This window comes from Nostoc sp. CMAA1605, from assembly GCF_021596505.1.
In the GTDB taxonomy this organism is placed as follows: domain Bacteria; phylum Cyanobacteriota; class Cyanobacteriia; order Cyanobacteriales; family Nostocaceae; genus Trichormus.
This window is the reverse complement of the sequence record NZ_PJIZ01000054.1, coordinates 21,548-40,680: the sequence shown is the minus strand read 5'-3', so window position 1 is coordinate 40,680 and position 19,133 is coordinate 21,548. Positions and strand designations below refer to the sequence as shown.

At 42.3% G+C, this 19,133-nt stretch carries 15 protein-coding genes; 4 read left to right on the top strand and 11 right to left on the bottom strand.

Annotation, left to right across the window (positions count from 1 at the left end; genetic code table 11):
• Positions 1 to 71 precede the first annotated feature (71 nt).
• Positions 72 to 410, bottom strand: a complete 339-nt coding sequence (locus CV014_RS18055; RefSeq protein ID WP_236143290.1) for a 2Fe-2S iron-sulfur cluster-binding protein — start codon at positions 408 to 410, stop codon at positions 72 to 74.
• A 75-nt stretch (positions 411 to 485) separates the two neighbouring features.
• On the opposite strand from CV014_RS18055, the gene cimA reads away from it, so the two are divergent.
• Positions 486 to 2,174, top strand: coding sequence for a citramalate synthase (gene cimA / locus CV014_RS18050; protein ID WP_236143289.1), 1,689 nt, complete (start codon positions 486 to 488; stop codon positions 2,172 to 2,174).
• On the opposite strand, the gene CV014_RS18045 is transcribed toward cimA, so the two are convergent.
• Together CV014_RS18045 and CV014_RS18040 are read right to left on the bottom strand one after the other, a co-directional pair.
• Complete coding sequence (locus CV014_RS18045; RefSeq protein WP_236143288.1) at positions 2,141 to 2,296, bottom strand: hypothetical protein; 156 nt, start codon at positions 2,294 to 2,296, stop codon at positions 2,141 to 2,143. The two genes, cimA and CV014_RS18045, sit on opposite strands and share 34 nt — an antisense overlap.
• Before the next feature lie 42 nt (positions 2,297 to 2,338).
• Entirely contained in the window at positions 2,339 to 2,572 is a 234-nt protein-coding gene (locus CV014_RS18040) for a hypothetical protein (protein ID WP_236143287.1), read from the bottom strand.
• A 161-nt stretch (positions 2,573 to 2,733) separates the two neighbouring features.
• On the opposite strand from CV014_RS18040, the gene CV014_RS18035 reads away from it, so the two are divergent.
• Complete coding sequence (locus tag CV014_RS18035; RefSeq protein WP_236143286.1) at positions 2,734 to 4,890, top strand: NAD(P)/FAD-dependent oxidoreductase; 2,157 nt, start codon at positions 2,734 to 2,736, stop codon at positions 4,888 to 4,890.
• Positions 4,891 to 4,988: 98 nt separating this feature from the next.
• Here CV014_RS18035 and CV014_RS18030 read toward each other — a convergent pair whose 3' ends face one another.
• The 4 genes from CV014_RS18030 to CV014_RS18015 form a co-directional block, all read right to left on the bottom strand.
• The gene (locus CV014_RS18030) at positions 4,989 to 6,542 is read right to left on the bottom strand and encodes a hypothetical protein (protein WP_236143291.1); all 1,554 of its coding nucleotides are present in this window, start codon (positions 6,540 to 6,542) and stop codon (positions 4,989 to 4,991) included.
• Positions 6,543 to 6,990: 448 nt separating this feature from the next.
• Positions 6,991 to 8,535, bottom strand: a complete 1,545-nt coding sequence (locus CV014_RS18025; protein WP_236143285.1) for a hypothetical protein — start codon at positions 8,533 to 8,535, stop codon at positions 6,991 to 6,993.
• A gap of 101 nt (positions 8,536 to 8,636) precedes the next feature.
• Positions 8,637 to 9,392, bottom strand: a complete 756-nt coding sequence (locus tag CV014_RS18020; RefSeq protein ID WP_236143284.1) for a TIGR03943 family putative permease subunit — start codon at positions 9,390 to 9,392, stop codon at positions 8,637 to 8,639.
• A 138-nt stretch (positions 9,393 to 9,530) separates the two neighbouring features.
• Positions 9,531 to 10,586 (bottom strand): permease, encoded by a 1,056-nt coding sequence (locus tag CV014_RS18015; protein WP_236143283.1) that lies wholly within the window; start codon positions 10,584 to 10,586, stop codon positions 9,531 to 9,533.
• 767 nt (positions 10,587 to 11,353) lie between these two features.
• On the opposite strand from CV014_RS18015, the gene CV014_RS18010 reads away from it, so the two are divergent.
• On the top strand, positions 11,354 to 12,712 hold the full coding sequence (locus CV014_RS18010; RefSeq protein WP_236143282.1) for a sensor histidine kinase: 1,359 nt from the start codon (positions 11,354 to 11,356) through the stop codon (positions 12,710 to 12,712).
• Between the two features lie 94 nt (positions 12,713 to 12,806).
• On the opposite strand, the gene CV014_RS18005 is transcribed toward CV014_RS18010, so the two are convergent.
• The 4 genes from CV014_RS18005 to CV014_RS17990 all read right to left on the bottom strand — a co-directional run bounded on the left by CV014_RS18005 (position 12,807) and on the right by CV014_RS17990 (position 17,497).
• Positions 12,807 to 13,685 (bottom strand): NAD(P)-dependent oxidoreductase, encoded by an 879-nt coding sequence (locus CV014_RS18005; RefSeq protein ID WP_236143281.1) that lies wholly within the window; start codon positions 13,683 to 13,685, stop codon positions 12,807 to 12,809.
• Between the two features lie 493 nt (positions 13,686 to 14,178).
• On the bottom strand, positions 14,179 to 15,366 hold the full coding sequence (locus CV014_RS18000) for a class I SAM-dependent methyltransferase (protein WP_236143280.1): 1,188 nt from the start codon (positions 15,364 to 15,366) through the stop codon (positions 14,179 to 14,181).
• 70 nt (positions 15,367 to 15,436) lie between these two features.
• Positions 15,437 to 16,006, bottom strand: coding sequence for a GAF domain-containing protein (locus CV014_RS17995; protein WP_236143279.1), 570 nt, complete (start codon positions 16,004 to 16,006; stop codon positions 15,437 to 15,439).
• A gap of 306 nt (positions 16,007 to 16,312) precedes the next feature.
• Positions 16,313 to 17,497 carry an NAD(P)H-quinone oxidoreductase subunit H gene (locus CV014_RS17990; RefSeq protein ID WP_236143278.1) on the bottom strand — a complete coding sequence of 395 codons (1,185 nt, stop codon included), beginning with the start codon at positions 17,495 to 17,497 and terminating at the stop codon, positions 16,313 to 16,315.
• Positions 17,498 to 18,159: 662 nt separating this feature from the next.
• Between CV014_RS17990 and rsmH the strand changes: the two genes are divergently transcribed.
• The gene (gene rsmH, locus CV014_RS17985) at positions 18,160 to 19,068 is read left to right on the top strand and encodes a 16S rRNA (cytosine(1402)-N(4))-methyltransferase RsmH (RefSeq protein ID WP_236143277.1); all 909 of its coding nucleotides are present in this window, start codon (positions 18,160 to 18,162) and stop codon (positions 19,066 to 19,068) included.
• Positions 19,069 to 19,133: the final 65 nt, after the last annotated feature.

Sequence of the window (19,133 nt, the reverse complement as noted above, 5' to 3'; positions counted from 1 at the left end):
ATTAAAAGCCAAGCCTCCAGCCATTAAACTAGTGGTGTCCATCTACCCATCTTGATTTTCTCCTTTTTAACCTAACCTTCTGATTGCCATACGACTTGAGAACCTTGACCCCAAAATCCGTCAAATTTTGTTACTTTTACGTCGCCTAGCACTTGAGTCTGACAAGCTAAACGCAGGTTTTTTGTAGGAGAATGGGGAGGAAGCGATCTCCGCGTTTGATCACGCCAATTCGCTGCTGACACCTCACCCTCTACTTTAACCGCACAAGTTCCGCAACTACCAATTCCTCGACAGTTTATTAGCCTAGCACCGCCATTGTAGAGGTCAATACCATTTTCTAGTAGAACTTTGCGTAAATTAGCTCCGCTATGACACTCAATTGTTTGACCTTGAGCCAGCACCTTAGGCATATTCTAATTACCAAATAGACTTTTTGTTGTATCTTGACACATTGCTTGTAAAGTTGTATCAACAGTTTGATTCTTATGACCACAAATCCCTTACCCCAAATTTGGCTTTATGACACCACACTACGGGATGGCACTCAGCGCGAAGGGTTATCAGTTTCCATAGAAGACAAGCTACGCATTGCTTACAGACTGGATCAATTAGGGATTCCTTTTATAGAAGGTGGGTGGCCTGGGGCTAACCCTAAAGATGTTCAATTTTTCTGGCAGTTACAAGAGAATCCGCTTAAACAATCAGAAATTGTGGCATTTTGTTCAACTCGCCGCCCACATACCACAGCTGCCGAGGAACCAATGCTACAGGACATACTGACGGCAGGGACTCGCTGGGTAACAATTTTCGGCAAATCCTGGGATTTACACGTCACATCAGGTCTAAAAACGACTTTAGAAGAAAATTTAGCGATGATTCGCGATACGATCGCGTTTTTTCGCACTCAAGGGCGGCGGGTAATTTACGATGCGGAACACTGGTTTGATGGTTACAAACAGAATCAAGACTATGCTTTACAAACTCTCAAAGCTGCAATGATGGCTGGGGCAGAGTGGCTAGTTCTGTGTGATACCAATGGCGGGACTTTACCCCATGAAGTAACTCAGATTGTACAGGATGTGGTAAAAGCAACTGGGGAATGGGGAATCGGGAATGGGAAAAAAGATGATTCCTCATTACCAATGCCCAATTACCAATGCCCAATCCCCCAAATTGGGATACATACTCATAATGATTCAGATATGGCGGTAGCCAATGCCTTAGCAGCTGTGATGGCGGGGGCAACTATGGTGCAAGGCACAATTAACGGTTATGGGGAACGGTGTGGCAATGCTAACTTATGTTCACTGATTCCTAATTTACAATTAAAGCTTGGCTACAGTTGTATCGCTGAACACCAGCTTATTCAACTAGCAGAAGCTAGTCGCTTTGTAAGTGAAGTGGTGAATTTAGCCCCTGATGAACACGCGCCTTTTGTGGGACGTTCGGCTTTTGCCCACAAAGGTGGTATTCATGTGTCGGCGGTGGAGAGAAATCCCCTGACTTATGAACATATTCAGCCAGAACAGGTGGGAAATCGTCGTCGGATTGTGATTTCGGAACAGTCTGGGGTGAGTAATGTGTTAGCTAAAGCCAGGAGTTTTGGTATTGAAATTGACAAGCAATCTCCAGAAACCAAGCAAATTCTCCAGCGTCTCAAAGAGTTAGAAAGCGAAGGTTATCAATTTGAGGCGGCTGAAGCTAGTTTTGCACTGTTGATGTATGAGGCTTTAGGCGATCGCCAGAAATTTTTTGAGGTGAAGGGTTTTCAAGTCCACTGTGACTTGGTGGAGGGGCAAGAATCTAATAATGCTTTAGCTACAGTGAAATTAGCTGTTAATGGGGAAGATAAATTAGAAGCTGCCGAAGGTAATGGCCCTGTGGCGGCGTTAGATGCAGCTTTACGCAAAGCTTTAAGGAATTTTTACCCGCAAATCGCTAATTTTGAATTGACAGATTACAAAGTGCGGATTCTCAACGGACATCGGGGAACAGCATCGAAAACTCGTGTGCTAGTGGAATCGGGTAACGGTTCTCAACGTTGGACGACTATCGGCGTTTCGACAAATATTTTGGCAGCGTCCTATCAAGCAGTTGTTGAGGGCTTGGAATATGGGTTGTTACTGCATTTTCAAGCATCTCAAGACTTGGGGTTTAGGGGTGTGAGGGTGTAAGGGTGTAAGGGTGCGAGGGTGTAAGGGTGTAAGGGTGTAAGGGTGTAGGGGATAAAAGCGATCGCTTGGAAGAGTGCTGAGTGTTGAGTGCTGAGTGATTTTTTCTCCCTTGCCCCCTGCACCCCTGCACCCCTGCACCCCTTCCCCCTGCCCCCCTTGCCTGCTTAACCAAAACTCTCCCAAGCTTGACTCACCACTGTACTCAGCCAACGGCGTTGCTGCTGATCTAATACAGGGTCATCAGCTAGCAATTGGGCTGTCAACTCTTCTAAAGATTGTCCTTGGGAACGGACAATTTTAATCACTCCTGCGATCGCTGAGGCGACTAATTCTTCATCTATCGGCTGTTGTTTTAAAGCAAAAATTTCTTGAGGACTGTCTGGAATGGGATAATTCATGGCGTGGGTTTATTAAACTTAGGAAATGGAAAAAAGTTTTGACAAATTATTAAAAATTCTTTACTGAATCTTTATTGAAATGATAGGGCGGAGTTTAGCGTACTTGATGCCTTTCGCATATCTGCCTGGATAAGTAGATTAATCACAGATGTCAGAAAAACATGAAAGAAATCCTTTATCTCGAAGTTCCGATTTCGGACACGGCAACTGTACGCAGTTGGCTGCAATCAGAGTTTGACCCAGGAAATTGGGAGAAAATACTGACTCCAGATGGATTCTGCCTGAAATTATCTAGTAAATATACAACAGGTGGTACCAATTTTTCCGAAAATTTACCGAAAGAAATCTCTGTATTTGTTTGGTCTGTCCAGAGAACTACTTACCTTAAGGTCTTCCGGTGGGCAGATACACCTCTTCCCCAAGAAAAGGATTTTCTGCAAAAGTTAACAAAAGCCGTCAGACAGCGTTTTCCCCATTGCTACCCCGAACCGCCAGCAATTGATTTATCACAGCAATCAATTTTTGAGGCTTTAGCCCCCTACTATCCCCTGACGGTGAAATATTTCCAAAAAATGCCCAATGGGGAATATGACCTCCAGCGCGCCTATTGGTGGGAACAAAGATGGCGTGAGGGAGTACGGCATCCTCAACAGCCTCGTCAGGTGCTGTTTGTGAGAAAGGACTGGGGACACTTCGACAAGCTCAGTGCATCGCTGGGGACTGGGGACTGGGTAGGAAAAACACCCAATCCCCAATCCCTAATCCCCAATCCCCAATACGACTTGATTTATATTGGCGGTGCGCTGGGGGTAATTCATGCGGCAGTGATGGCACAATTGGGTTACAAAGTGCTGCTGGTGGAACGTCTGGCGTTTGGACGGATGAATCGGGAATGGAATATTTCCCGTGATGAACTTCAAAGTTTGGTGAACTTGGGTTTATTTACGCCAGCTGAATTGGAAACGATTATTGTCAGAGAATATAAGGACGGATTTAATAAGTTTTTTGACGGCAATAATCCACCCAAATTGCGATCGCCTATTTTACACACGCCCACGGTGCTAAATATATCTTTAGACTCCGATAAATTATTGCGGTTGTGTGGACAGAAGTTAACAGCCGCAGGTGGCGAAATTTGGGATGAAACAGAGTTTTTGCAAGCCAATATTGAGCAATCACGAGTTGTAGTTACACTCCAGCATTTACCCACTCAAACACAAAAGCAAGTGAGTGGTAGGCTTTTGGTGGATGCAATGGGAACGGCTTCCCCCATTGCTTGGCAATTAAACGGTGGACGCGCTTTTGATAGCGTCTGTCCGACTGTGGGAGCAGTGATTGACAAGGGATTTGCCCCTGGTGTGTGGGATTCACAGTATGGCGATGTATTGTACAGCCACGGCGATATTTCACGGGGTAGACAATTAATTTGGGAATTGTTTCCTGGTGCGGGTGAAGAACTGACAATTTATCTATTTCATTACCACGAAGTTAATCCAGAAAACCCCGGTTCTTTGCTAGAGATGTATGAGGATTTCTTTACGATTTTGCCGGAGTATCGCCGATGTGATTTAGAGCAGTTGGTGTGGAAAAAGCCAACCTTTGGCTACATACCAGGGCATTTTAGTGTAAATAGTCGCGATCGCCAAGTGGCCTTTGATCGATTAATTGCAATTGGTGATGCTGCGTCTTTACAATCACCCTTAGTATTCACAGGTTTCGGCTCACTGGTACGTAATTTAGAACGTCTCACCACTTTATTAAATGTTGCACTCAAGCATGATTTGTTGAGTCAACGTCATTTGAACTTAATCCGCGCTTACCAAAGCAATGTGTCTGTCACTTGGCTATTTTCTAAAGGGATGATGGTTCCTACCGGAAAATTTCTCCCACCCCAGCGCATCAATGCCATGTTAAATACATTCTTTGGGTTATTAGCTGATGAACCCTTAGAAGTAGCCGACAACTTTATTAAGGATCGTTGTGATTGGTTGACATTTAACCGCCTAGCATTAAAAGCAGCACGCATCAATCCTGCTTTAATTTGGTGGATTTGGGAAATGGCTGGCTGGAAAGATTTACTCAGGTGGTTAGGAAATTATGCCAATTTTGGTCGTCACGCCTTAGTAAGTGCTTTACTAGGTGCTTGGTTTCCCAGTTTTCTCATCTGGGTTCAACCCAAACTAGAACCCCGTTATCCAGGAATATGGCTGTGGTTACTAAGTATTAACTACGCTATCACCACAGGTAGACCGCGATCGCCCCAGCAGTTTGCTAATGCTAATTTAGGAAACGAAACTCTTCGTTCAGAAGGGGTGTAATTAAGGGTGTAAGGGTGTAAGGGTATGAGGGTGTAAGGGAAAATTCCTACTTATTTTTTCCCCTACACCCCTACACCCCTACACCCCTATACCCCTATTCATTGCTTAAACTTTGGCAATTCCACCGATGCTAAAGACTTACGTCCTTTTGGTGGACGTTGAGGATAAACTACTGGCGAAGGTGATTGAGAATCTTGATCTACAACTTCTCCCCCTAATTCTGGAGGTAAATCACCTAAACCAAAATTTTCATGTTGTGGATAGGTTTCACTATGAAGATTTTCTGGTGTGGAAGTAGGTTTATCTGTAGACGATAGATTAAATGACAATGTAGCAGAGTTATTTACTGGAGGTATAATTTCTGTAAATTTGATTGCTGGGTTGTCTGGTGTCGTTTCTGGTGCTGTATCGTCTTCAACATTTGTCGCCCAAGTTTCCCAAACTGGATTTTCTTCAGCTTGATGATCAGAATGAAGTTCTGTTAATGGTGGTTGTGTAGGTGTAGTTCCAGTTCCAGACTGAGACGCAAAAAACATTTGAATCAGGCTATCTATTTGCTCATCTAGTTCTGGCGATGGTGTTACAGATATCACTTCTTCTGATTGAGTTACAGGTTCACTTTCCCCAGTTTCCATTGATGGTTCTGGCTGTGGGGGTGAGGGAGTTTGTTCTTTAGGCGGCCAGTTCCAAATCGGCGAAGGGTTGGGAACAGCGTAACTACTGGTAAATGGAGGTGGTAATGAAGGTTCACTTGTTACCTGATCAGTATTTTCTGTTGGTGATTCTGGTTCTGCTGACCAAGGTTTAATCGGCTGTGCATTCGGAAACAAAGACCTGGCTTTTTTGGCAAACCGCGATTTGTGGGGGACTGAACTTGGCGGCTTATCGGTAGCTGCATCAGAAGAATCATAACTGGGAATGGATGTTTCTAGACATTTTTCCAGTGCGGCTTTAAATTGTAATGTTTGACGTTGTTGTCGCATTAATCTAGTCCGCAACTCCCGACAGGCGTTTTCTGACTGCAATACTTGTTGAGATTGTTCGCTATAGTTTGTTTGTAATAAAGTGCATTCCCTTTCTAACTGGGCAATGCGTTGTTGACTGATTTGTAATTGGGCTTTGTAACTTTCAATTAAGATTTCTTGACGCTGTGCTGTTTGGGCTGTAGTTTCTAGCTGTTGGAATAATGATTGAATTTGTTCTTGAGCCGCAGCAAGTTCTTGCGCTTGCTGATTGAGCATAGATTCTGTAACGCTAGAACGTCTTTTTTGCCACTGTAGAGCCTTTTCTGACTCTACCAATTCATCTTTAAGATGTTCTACTTGCTGATATAACTCATTATTGGCAGTACGCAGTTCTGTATTTAATGCCAGGAGTTTTTGAAATTCTTCTGCAATCTGTGTTTGCTGTTCACTATCAGGTTCTACAACCCAATCTGACTGTACATGATTATCTTGGGGAACATCAGCAGTTGTGTGATGGTGCGGCTCATCTGCTGCGGGGTTGAGGAGTGGCAATTTAGCAACGGTTATATTGTCAGCAGGTACGACTGAATAAAAAGGACAGATAGTTTGTTCTGGTTGTAGAGAATTAGCAGAAGAATTAGGAGATTCCATCACATTCCTGTTATTTGAGGTGTCGGCTTCATTCATCACTCTTGAACCACCCACTTAATCAATTTTCAGCATTGCTGATCAACCGTCTAGGGAATAAGTTTACAGCCAAGCTATTGTTTCCCCTAGCTTCAGTAGTCATTATTGATTAGTGTTCCCCATTTTGCATCTATAACTGATGTCGTTATAACATTAAGAACTGACCCCCCGTCAACCTGAGATATCGGGGGTATTTTGAGTTTAAATGCTACAGATGTATGAGTTGCTGTACAGATACTGAAATATTTTGGTTCAAGCTGACTTGGCTTTAGTCAAAAGTTATGTGGTAGCAGCTCCCTAGTTGAAATTCACACGCTGGAGAAACACTATATCTGTATATAATTTATCAAAAACACCTTTGGGATAGTCAATAGAAAAAGTCAAAAATTTAAGAATGGGACTGGGGACTGGGGGAATTATGTTTGGCCTTTTGCCTTTTGTCCAGTAACTATGGCAACCAACGAGGATGGAAACCAATTAGGGGAAGTTTTTCTGGTTTAATGGTGCTGATGGCTGCATCAGAAATGGGCAGTAGGGGCATTAACCAAAGACTACTAGTGGCGATCGCTTCACCTTCATCAGTCTTCAAATTGCTAGTAGATGGTTTACTAGTATTGGTTTCGGGAACTACTTGGTCAAATAGCAAGGCTAAACCATCAGGGGATAAACTCATCTGCACGTTTCTTTGTTCCACTGGTAAGACTAATAGTGGTTTCTGCTGCTGGTTTTTTAGATCAATTGCTACTAAGTAAGGCTGTTCTATATATTGTGCCTGAGAGACGAGTTGTGTTAATAGGCAGTAGAGGGTAGGTGAAGCAGGATCAAACTGGCAACTGAGAATTGAGCCTGTAGTCTTGACTAGGGGTTTCTGTGTACCTTGATTGGTGACTAAAAATAATTCTTTTGTAAAGTCAGTATTAAATTTGACCATAGCTGCTTGAGAGCCATCCTTAGAAAAGGATTGTACTAAACCAAACTGCGGCAGAAAATCTAAGGGTTTGCTGGCATCTTGTTGCAGAGGTAAAATTGCAGCCCCTTGTCCTTGGGCAATGGCTACGGCTTTACTGTCAGGAGTAATCAGAAAATCTCCTCCTGGTTGACTTTGTAAACGTTGGGGTTGAAGTTTTTCGCCTGGTGGAATGTTCGCTGGCATAAACCACAATCCAAAGTCGCTGGGATTGTTTCTATTTCCTCTTTGTACGACTATTGTTTGTCCGTCTGGTGATAAGTCGAATTTGAGATTTTGATAGTCTTTATTGTCTAAAACTAGGTCGATTAAACCTGCTGTGGTTGGTGATGCGCCAGCTTTGGCAGAAACTCCTGTGGTGACAGTATATATTTTCGCTGATAGTAAGTCTTGATTATTGCTAGCACGGGCTGAAAACAAGATTTTTTCCCCATCGGGGTAGGCTTTAAAGTCCATCACAACTAACTCTTTGGGGGTGAGGACTGTTTTTTGGTCTTGAGTTAAGTTGTAAAGAACTAATCGGCCTTTATCTTCTTGGTCAGCTCCTATGTAGAGAATCACGCGATCGCGCGTGGTAAACTGACCCACAAAAGGCTGGATCACTCGCTTTTTATCTTCTATAGCCGCAAATTTATCTTTCGCCCCTTGCAAATACACTTTATAGCTTGTGCCGTATGGTGCAGGTGTCAACAGCGTGTAAACCATCCGTCGTCCTGTCCAACTGATTTTACCTGCTAGTGGTGGACGATCTTCGGGACAGCTTTTGAGATTTTCCTCTTCACTTTTGTTTGCTAATGGACAAACTTTTAAATTTTCCTCTACGCTTTTAGCATTCATAGGACGGCTAAAAGTGAGGGTAAAAGAAATATCTTCTGCCCCAATCTGCTGATTTTGCCAGGAAAAATCCCGCACTCGCGCTGCTACGACATCACCTTGTAAAATGAGTAGCCCAATCAACAAACTGAGCAACAGCATTAAAGCGATCGCCATTCGATCTAATGGTTGGAGGAAAGATTTGGTAGTCATTAGTCATTAGTCATTAGACGACAGTGAACAGTTTTTCTCATCTCCCACCTTGTTTACCTTGTCTACCTTGTCCCCAGTCCCCAATCCCCAATCCCCAGTCCCTAATAACTATAGGGATTGGGTGGCTGGGGAATTTTTTTCAAGGAACTGGCGGCGATGGTGAGTTGGCGTTTACCACTTATGGTTTCTGTCACCATTTTTCCTTCTATTTCTAGCCAAGTGTCAGGGGTGTATCTTTCTTGACCTTCTGAGAGTTTCACGGGTAAGCCAACTGGATAGGCATCTGCGGCGCAGCAGGTGAGAACAAATCTGGCGAGAAATATGTATTCTTTACCCATGTCTGGTGGGTGGATGACAAACCCTTGCACTTTCACTTTTTGACCGGTGTATCCGTCTGGCTCAGGATAGACGCTGAGTGTGCGTACCCAGTCTACCAGCGATCGCTCTTCTGGACGAGTGGAAGCCCTAAAGGCTTGGGGTTGCACACGAGAATTAGTTAACTCTGTTACACCTCTTTGTAGTGCTTTATCGCTGGCGAATACTTGGGGTGTGATGATTATTCCTACGATTGCTGAGATGAGTAGCAAACTACTACCCCATCCAGGTGCGAAGAAGTTAACGTGCTGAACATTGGGTGTAACCTCTCGTCTTCGCCGTTGCCATAGTTCTTTTGCTTTCAAGAAAGCTATGACAATCAAGGCGACACCACATACAACCACTAAACCAAAGAAATTGGGGTGAATTAACAAATTGAGCTTGCCAGTTACCCAATACCTCAGCATTAATATGCCCCAAGATGCAATTGCTAATACATCCAGCCAGGCCAGAAACTTATTTTGGCGTTGAGATTTAGTCATTGGTCAATAGTCAATAGTCATTAGTCATTAGTCATTAGGCAAATAAGTTACTTTGATTTTTCTCCCCCTGTCTACCTTGTCTCCCTTGTCTAACTTGTCCCTCTACACCCCTATACCCTCATACCCTCACACCCCTAATTAAATTACGTGCAAGTTAATGAACAGGGTAAATAAAAACGTCAGTTGTCCTGCTAGGGCAAATAGGTAAAAGATGGTTTTGGGTTTGAACATGGATAACATCAAACCTACGCTTTTGATGTCAATCATGGGGCCGAAGACTAAAAATGCTAGTAATGAGCCACTACTGAAGGCCGAGGCGAAGGAGAGGGCGAAAAAGGAATCGACTGTGGAACAAATGGAAACGACGGCGGCTAACACTAGCATCACCAAAATGGAGGTAATGGGGCCTGCGCCAAGGCTGAGGATTAAATCGCGGGGGGCTAACACTTGAATTGCGGCCGCGATCGCACTTCCTAAAACCATGACACCGCCTAATTCTCGCAATTCTTGAATACTGTTATCTAGCACTAAACGCAATTTGTCTGCTTTGCTTTTACCTGCGTTGGGGTTGGGTTCACTTGTGGGGAGTTGGTTAGCGTCTAATCTTGTCGTCATTCCAGCTCTACCCCCTAAAATATAAGTCCCAGAACGCAAAATATTAGGTGTGTTGATGGCTGGTTTTCCTGTTGGCGATTTACCTCGGCGTTTTTGTTCTGGATTGGGAGGGGGATTAAATTTTAAGTAACGGGCGATCGCTGGTTGTACTATGGGTTGCAAGTCGGTTTGAAAACTAAACACATAGCCAATAATTGTCGCAATTGATAATGAAAAGACCACTCGCAAAATTACAATTTCTGGCTGATCACGAAATGCTGTCCATGTCGCCCAAATGACAATCGGGTTGATTGTTGGTGCTGCTAGTAAAAAACCAACTGCTACAGGTGTGGGTACTCCTTGCATTAGCAACCGCCTAGCAACAGGCACATTGCCACATTCACACACTGGGAACAAAAAGCCTACCATACTGCCAACTAAAGCACCTAGTAGCGGGTTTTGGGGCATTTTCTCGACTAATTTGCGCTCATCTACGAAAAATAGCAGCAAACTGGAGAATAAAACCCCTAGAAGCAAAAAAGGCATCGCCTCGACTAGCAAACTCAAAAATATAGTGAAACCATTGTTCAATTGATTCATGGGTGTCGCAGTCAAAAGCGGTTTGAAGTTTTGAGGTTATGCTTAGTCATTCTATCTGAATCAGGTTCAAACACATTTTAATTAGATACAACATCATTCAAAACAGTTAATTGATAGATGTTAGAAATTTGAGTGGCAGTCTTCATAGCTATCAATAAGTTATTGATAGATTTTTGATGGTGGAACATATACTGATGATGAGTCTGATGATTGTTGTATAACCGTAATAGTTCCTATTTTTTGTATGTAGTGTTGAACTAACATAGCATTGAGTAAAACTCAAAAATTCAAGAGCAAAAGCAATAATCTTTAAATTTACAGGTTTGTGGCTATGATACTTACTCATATCATCGTTTAATGATACTGATTTCTGGGCAATTTGCTTGATAATTTATATTTTTAAACATTTGGGGATCGCTCGATTTTACTCATATTCATCGTTATTCATAGTTTTGGCTATGCTCCAAAAATTAGATTTTAGGGTTGGTTGACCTTGTACTATAAAAAGTCTCAATCTGCAATACCAATTTGCAAAATTCTGCGGATCAAGGATCTTTTTTAAGTAAAAATACTTAAATTATTCGGTATTGACGTTAAAGTTTAGAGAATAGTACGGTTCGGTGGAAATCAGACCAATAGCTAAAATAGCTCAAAAGCTGATAAATCAGTTTGTTTTTTTAATTTCCTTGTATTAATCCCAGCAGAAGAGATAGGGAATAGAATATTAGCTGATTATTGGCAAATTTGGGTCAAGATGAGAGTTTACTGTGTCACAAGAGTTTTGTTACCAAACATCGCCGCCAATTTTATCTGTAGGTAGCGATCGCGATTTGAGTATAGAATCAAGGCTGCAAGAACTACCAATGTACACTTTTGAGGTATCAGTCAGCTGTACTGGTACAGAAGTAGCAAGATATTTTGATAAATATCCCTTACTCCCAGGTGTAATTTTATTAGAACACGGTAAATTTTATGGAATGATCTCTCGACGACGGTTAGTAGAGTTCTTAGTTCGTCCCCACGGTGAAGATTTACTGGCGAAAGAACCTTTAGAGGTGATCTATAGTTACGTGCGGAGAACGATTTTACAGTTACCTGAGACAACGCCAATTTTAACGGCAATGTACCATACGCTCAAGCGATCGCCAGAATTTTTAGCAGAACCTATAGTAGTACAGACAGCAGAAAATACCTACAAACTTTTAGATATCCAAGAGCTAAATATCGCAGCTTGGCAAATTCGCGGGATTGAGACTCAAGTGCGTTATGAACGCTCTCAAGCCCAAATGATTCAAAATGATAAAATGGCTAGTCTTGGCAGATTAGTAGATGGAGTTGCCCACGAAATTTTAGATCCTGTAGGTTTTATTTGGGGTAATCTCACTCATATATCCAACTACACCCAAGACTTATTAAAATTAATAGCTGCTTACGAAAATAACTGCTCTGATTGTTGTCACACCGTCGATACAATCAAAGAAGAAATAGAATTTGATTATTTAGAGCAAGATTTATCTAAAGCTTTAACTAGTGCGCGCAGTGGTGCAGAAAGACTAAAAAAACTTGTCACCAGCTTACAGAATTTTTGTCACATCGACGCAATTTATCCTAAACCAGTAGATTTACACGCCTGCATAGATAGTATTGTAATTTTAATTAAAAGCCGTTTAAAGGGCGAGATTCGCATTGTCAAAAACTACGGTAAATTGCCTCCAGTGCCTTGCTATATAGGGCAATTTAACCAAGTATTAATGAATATATTAAGTCAATCTGTAGATGGTTTGCTAGATGAAGCAGTCAGGCAACAATTACAACCAGATAGTCAACATCATCTCAAACAAGCAGAAATTGTTATTTCCACAAAGGTGATTTCTAAACCCACAATTACACCCAATGCACCTGATTCAAGGTGGGTAGAAATTTCTATTACTGATAATGGCCCAGGAATTCCTGATGAATTACAAAAACAAATGCGCGAAAATTTTTCGATAGAAAAGAGAGCCGATAAAGAAACGAGTTTAGCCGTAAGTTATAGAATCATCACTGCTAGACATGGAGGACATCTAAATTTTCGCTCCCAACTAGGTAAAGGAACAGAATTTGAAATTTTGTTGCCTTTGTTGTAGGTAGTCAATAGTCATTAGTCATTAGTCAATAGTCATTACTCAGCACTCAGCACTCATTACTCCTACCTTGTCCCCAGTCCCCAATCCCCAATCCCTACCCTCCGCTAACTTCTCCCCAATCTCTAATTACAGAAAATAAGGCTGAATAATCATCTTCAGCAAATGACATTTTCATGGCTGTTTGGAGAATTTTCTGCACATTTTCAATGCTGCTGAGATCCAAACCTAGAGATTGAGCTTCGGAGATAAATAAATCTGTATCTTTGAGTAAGTGCTTTGTGGGAAAATTCGGATTGCTGTAATTACCTTCTAACATACGCTGTAGTTTTTTATCAAAGGTAGGTGCATACAGCGCGCTGCTACGCAAAACTTCCATAAACTTTTCTACATCAATCCTTTGACGCTGCACAAAAGCTAAACTGAGGGCAAAGCTGGTAGTTAATGAGCCGATCAGTTGATTTAAGGCTAGTTTCAATCCCGAAGCTGTTCCCACTGGCCCCACTAACACCGGATCAGGTCCAAAATTCTTGAGTAAATCTAAGTGTCTTTCATATTGTTGTAGTTGCGCGCCTACCATCACCGTTAGCGTTCCTGTTTGAGCTTCGGGGATGCTTCCCAATACAGGTGCTTCCATGTATTCTCCCCCACCGCCAACTACAGAATCTCGAATTTCTTGGCTTTGTGTCGGGGTAATGGTACCCATTTGGATGATAGTGCGTCCAGCTAACGTCCGCCATGAAGTGTCTGACAATAAAACATGATAAATGGCGGCGGCGTTAGTCAACATGAGAATGACACATTCTGCTTCCCGAATTGCATAGCGGGGATGGTTGACGATTTCCGCACCTGCTGCTTGTAGGGGTGCTAGTTTTTCTGGGGTACGGTTGTAAGCAATTACTTCTATATTTGCTGCTAACAATCTTTGGGCCATTGGTTGTCCCATTAGTCCAGTTCCCAGAAATGCCACCTTCATTGTTTGTTTTCCTTGAGTAAAGCATTAGCGAGTCCTTTGTTGAGACATCGCGTTGTCATAGTTTGGTTTTCAGTAGTCAGGGAGTAGCAGTCTTGATTCCCATCTCAAATTAACTAGTGCTGAATAATAATTTGAGTGTTGGCAAATGCCCACAGAAAAAAGTGTGATTGAGTATTCATCAGCTTTTCTACTCCCGAATTACGGATTTAGCAGTTAGCCACCTGCGGCAAAACTCGCCATAATGAGGACTGATAGTAAGATACCAGGACTCAGTAGTGTTACTAACATTAACAGGTCATGAGCAGTCATAATTATCACTCCGATTGTTGACTGTGCTTCATAGCGATCACTGTTATGCTAGTCCATATCTTACTAATACAGCATTCTTAAAGAGAGTTTTAATTTTTTAGGGGTGTGGGGTGTAGGGGAGAAAAGTTGAAATGTTTAGTTGGAAGTTTGCTGTGGTAGTTTCTCTTTTTTTCCCTGCTCCCTTTCATTGTGGCACAATTAAGCCTTTTAGTGGTTGAGTACATTCTTGTGGGGATAGTCCCTTGCTTTGAATTAAAACTCCAAAACCACCTATTCCTGTAGGATCAATTAGTTGGTGGAGTGTTTCTCGTCTTTTGAGTAGTTGAGATAGGTCTATTTTCTGATAGGAAAGGTCTGCAATGCGGTTTCCTAACCCTAAAGCCATCAAAAATAAACCTTGTTGGGTAAAGCCAACTTTCTCTAGACCACAGGACTTTCCCCATTGTTCTAATGCTGTAAAGTCAACATGGGCCGTGATGTCTTGCTGTCCGATATTAATATAAGGGTTATTGTGATGACGATGTTGATAGTAACACTGGAGTGTCCCTTGCGATCGCCTGGGGTTATAGTAACGGTTGGCAGGGTAGCCATAATCAATTGTTAGCACATAGCCCCGTTGCAAGCGGTCAGATACTATACTCAACCAGTCTAAAGCGGCTAAATTAATTTCACTACGATAGCCATCTTCATAACCACCTCGTTGTAAATCAATCCCGATTAAATCAAAATATGCTGCTAGTTGGGGTGTGGATGGTTCACCTGTGACTTCTGTAAAGGACGGGGTGGAAGACACGGAAGTATTAACTGGTGTTTGAAGTGTGACGTAAATTTCTCGCAGTTCACCTGCCTCTAAAATAAACTGATGTACTGGAAAAGCATCTACTAATTCGTTGGAGAAAATACAGCCAATAATTGAGTTGGGTGCTATCTCTTCCCAGTCATACCAATATACGGGAAACTCATGTAGGCGTTGTTGTTGTTCTTGTTTTAACCCTGGAGATTTTTCCACAATCCAGTATTGCAACACAGAGAAAAAGTTGGGACGATGCTGCTGAATGTAATTGAGGATATGCAAAGCTAATAATCCTTGACCTGCACCCATTTCTAATAAGATAAAAGGGTGAGGTTGCCCCAAAATTTCCCACATTTGTAGAAATTGTTCGGCTAATAATTCACCAAAGTCTGTGTCAAGATTCGCTGAGGTGAAAAAGTCCCCGCCTTTAAACCCAATGTTGACGGCATTACTGGAATAATAGCCATATTCGGGATGATATAGCACCATATTCATATATTCAGCAAAGGTAATGCGCTGTTTGGGACTGTGATGAATGCGATGAGCTATAGATTGATATAGTGCAGAATTGAGATTCATAGGGGACTGGGGACTGGGGACTGGGGATTGGGTACTGGGGATTAGGGGTTATCAATTATCCGTCATTTGTTCACTGTTCCCTGTTCCCTTTTCCCTTTTCCCTTTCACCTAATATATAGGGGGATGTGGCTAAAGTTTGCGCCGCCACTTGGATGAGTTCTATGTCTAATTGTGACCAAATATGAGTTCCTTGACAGTGATGGGCTACTAGTAATCCCCATAATTGTCTATTGGTCAAAATTGGTGCGACTAGATTAGCCCGGACTTGTAAATTGCGAAGAAAATCTCGATGACAAGGCGTAATTGGGGCGGTTTCAATATCAGCGATCGCCTTGATTCTACCAGCTAAATACAACGCTGCATACTGCTCGTTAAAACACTCATCTTGCCCTGTTGAACCCAATATAGAAAATCGCTCTGAGCTTACGGCTTCCAATGTCACCTGTCCATGCCATTGCCAGTAAAAGTAGTATAAAACCACGCGATCTACTTGCAGGTGTTCTCTTAATTGGGTTGTCGTTTGTCGAATTAATGCGTCTCGTTGCATCTTATTGACAAGACGATGGAGAACTTTTTGTAAGCCCTCTTCTGTAGATGTATTTGAGCTAGGATCAAATTCTGCGTGAGAATGAATTGCCACAACTCTCGAATTTATAAGATTCAGTTAGTTTGGTTAGTTTTATATAGTAATTCATTCGATTCTATCGCTCAAATATAAACTTACTTAAATAGGTAAATTTAATATTGCTAGAATTAAATAATCAATACTAAATAAAACTTTATATAATGTATGCTCTGCAATCCCAATTTATATAACTTTTGTAGAAATGTACTGATAATTAATTAAAAATTAATAATTATTGTTGAGAATTACTAAAATTGAGAACCCCGATTTTCTTAGAAAATCGGGGTTCTCAAATCTTATACAGCAATGGAGAAAAGCTAACTATCTGTCAACAGACCCCATGATCACATCGATGCTACCGAGAATCACGACGACATCAGCAACCTTCATACCGCGCAACAGATGAGGCAAAATCTGGAGGTTGTTGAAGTCTGCTGGACGGATTTTCCACCGCCAGGGGAAGACGTTGTCATCACCAACCAGATAAATCCCCAGTTCGCCTTTACCGCTTTCTACACGGGCGTAAATTTCCCCTTTGGGCATTTTGAAGGTGGGAGAAACTTTCTTCCCGATGTATTGGTAGTCAAAAGCATCCCACTCAGATTTTTTCCCGGCTGCTAACCGTTTGGCTTCTAGATTTTCGTAAGGGCCTCCGGGGAGTCCTTTGAGGGCTTGCTTGATAATTTTTACAGATTCACGCATTTCGCGCATCCGCACCATATAACGCGCCAAGCAATCACCGGCAGTTTCCCACTGCACGTCCCAATCAAAGTCGTCGTAGCATTCGTAGTGGTCAACTTTCCGTAAATCCCACTTCACGCCAGAAGCCCGTAACATGGGGCCAGATAATCCCCAGTTAATTGCTTCTTCGCGGGTAATAGTACCGATACCTTCAACACGACGACGGAAGATGGGGTTATTGGTGACTAATTTTTCGTATTCATCAACGACGGGTAAGAAATAATCGCAGAATTCCATGCACTTATCTACCCAGCCGTAGGGTAAATCAGCCGCTACGCCACCAACGCGGAAGTAGTTATTGTTAACCATACGGTAGCCTGTGGCGGCTTCCCATAGATCATAGATCATCTCCCGTTCGCGGAATTGATAGAAGAAGGGAGTTTGCGCGCCTACGTCCGCTAGGAATGGGCCAAACCACAGCAGGTGGTTAGCAATGCGATTTAATTCCAACATGATGACGCGGATGTAACTGGCGCGTTTTGGTACAGCCACACCTGCTAATTTTTCTGGTGCGTTGACGGTGACAGCTTCGTTAAACATCCCAGCTGCGTAGTCCCAACGACTCACGTAGGGGACATACATAACGGTGGTACGGTTCTCGGCAATTTTTTCCATACCTCGGTGTAGGTAGCCAATCACCGGTTCACAGTCAACGACATCTTCACCATCTAAAGTGACAATTAACCGCAAAACCCCGTGCATAGAGGGATGGTGTGGCCCCATGTTCAGCACCATTGGTTCAGTGCGGGTTTCTATTCTCGCCATAAATTCCGTGTTCTCCCATTAGAAAAAAGTGAATTGAATCGCTGAGTGCCATCCAGACAAGAGTTTTCGTGTCTGCCAAGCTCATGTTCGTAGAGGCAATATTTTTGGGGCAAACCCGGCATTTATTACCCATACGGGAGTATGTTGGAGAGATGGGGGCAGATGAGGACGTTTTGTTGATGTTGCATTTTGTTTCACTTCTTCAATTATTATAGGAAAGCTTGATATCCAATAAATTAAGCCACGGGATTTCTTCATCTCCCTGGGGATGATGAGTTGAGGCAGTGGGGGAAAGTGGAGTAAATGTTGATTGTTGACTAATAATTAATCACTTTTGATAGTGGAGAATTTGTTTGGCTACTCAATTTGAATTTACCAGAAAACTACTTCTATATATTCTGAATTTTGACTGGAATTTTGTTTGCAGTCAGTAATAAATAGATGATTGTAGATGTTGTGTATCTGTTATTCCAATGCTAAATGATGATGATTCGTGCGATCGCTCGTTATGCAGTAGATTTATATGTACACTAATTGTGCTGATTTTAAATACTAATCATTCCCACAATCAAACCTAAACTCAATAGCTAAGTATCAAAGATAAATAGTCAATTCTGATAACTCTATTCTGTTGTAATTATCTATTTTTTGTCCTCAATCTAATGACTTCTGATTTTACTGATTTACCCACTATTGCAGAACCGACGTTTTCCCATCTACCAGTGTTACCGCAAGCAGTAATTACAGGTTTAGGTTTACGTGCAGGAGGAAATTACCTTGATGTCACGGTGGGTGGCGGTGGTCATAGTCGTTTAATTTTGGCGACTGCACCAGATATAAAGTTAACAGCCCTTGACCAAGATGAGGATGCTTTAAATGCAGCAAGAAAGGAGTTAGCAGAGTTTGGGGAACGGGTGAAGTTTGTTCGCAGCAATTTTGCTAATTATCAATTTTCTGGGGCTAGTTTTGAGGGAATTTTGGCGGATTTGGGCGTAAGTTCCTATCACTTAGATACGCCAGAACGGGGTTTTAGTTTTCGTCACACCGCTAGTTTAGATATGCGAATGGATCAAAGGCAATCTTTGACAGCAGCTGATGTAATTAATGAATGGGATGAAAAAGAATTAGCGGATATTTTCTTTAAATACGGCGAGGAAAGATTATCAAGACGTATTGCTAAACGTATCGTTGAGAAAAGACCGTTCCACACCACTACAGAATTAGCAGAGGCGATCGCATTTTGTGTGCCTCCTAAATACCGCTATGGTAGAATCCATCCGGCTACCCGTGTGTTTCAAGCTTTGCGGATAGTAGTCAATGATGAGTTAAAGTCCCTAGAAACTTTTTTAGAGAAAGCACCCCAAGCCCTTGTCCCTGGCGGAAGAATCGCCATTATTAGTTTCCACAGCTTAGAAGACCGTTTAGTTAAGCACGGGTTACGCAATTCACCCCTATTAAAAGTTTTGACGAAAAAGCCAATTATTGCCACAGAAGCAGAAATTTCAGAAAATCCGCGATCGCGTTCTGCCAAACTGAGAATAGCAGAGAGAGTGGTGAGTGATGAGTGCTGAGTGCTGTTAGCGGAAGCGGGGCGTTTAGCCCGTGCTGAGTAATGAGTAAGAAGTAAGAAGTAATG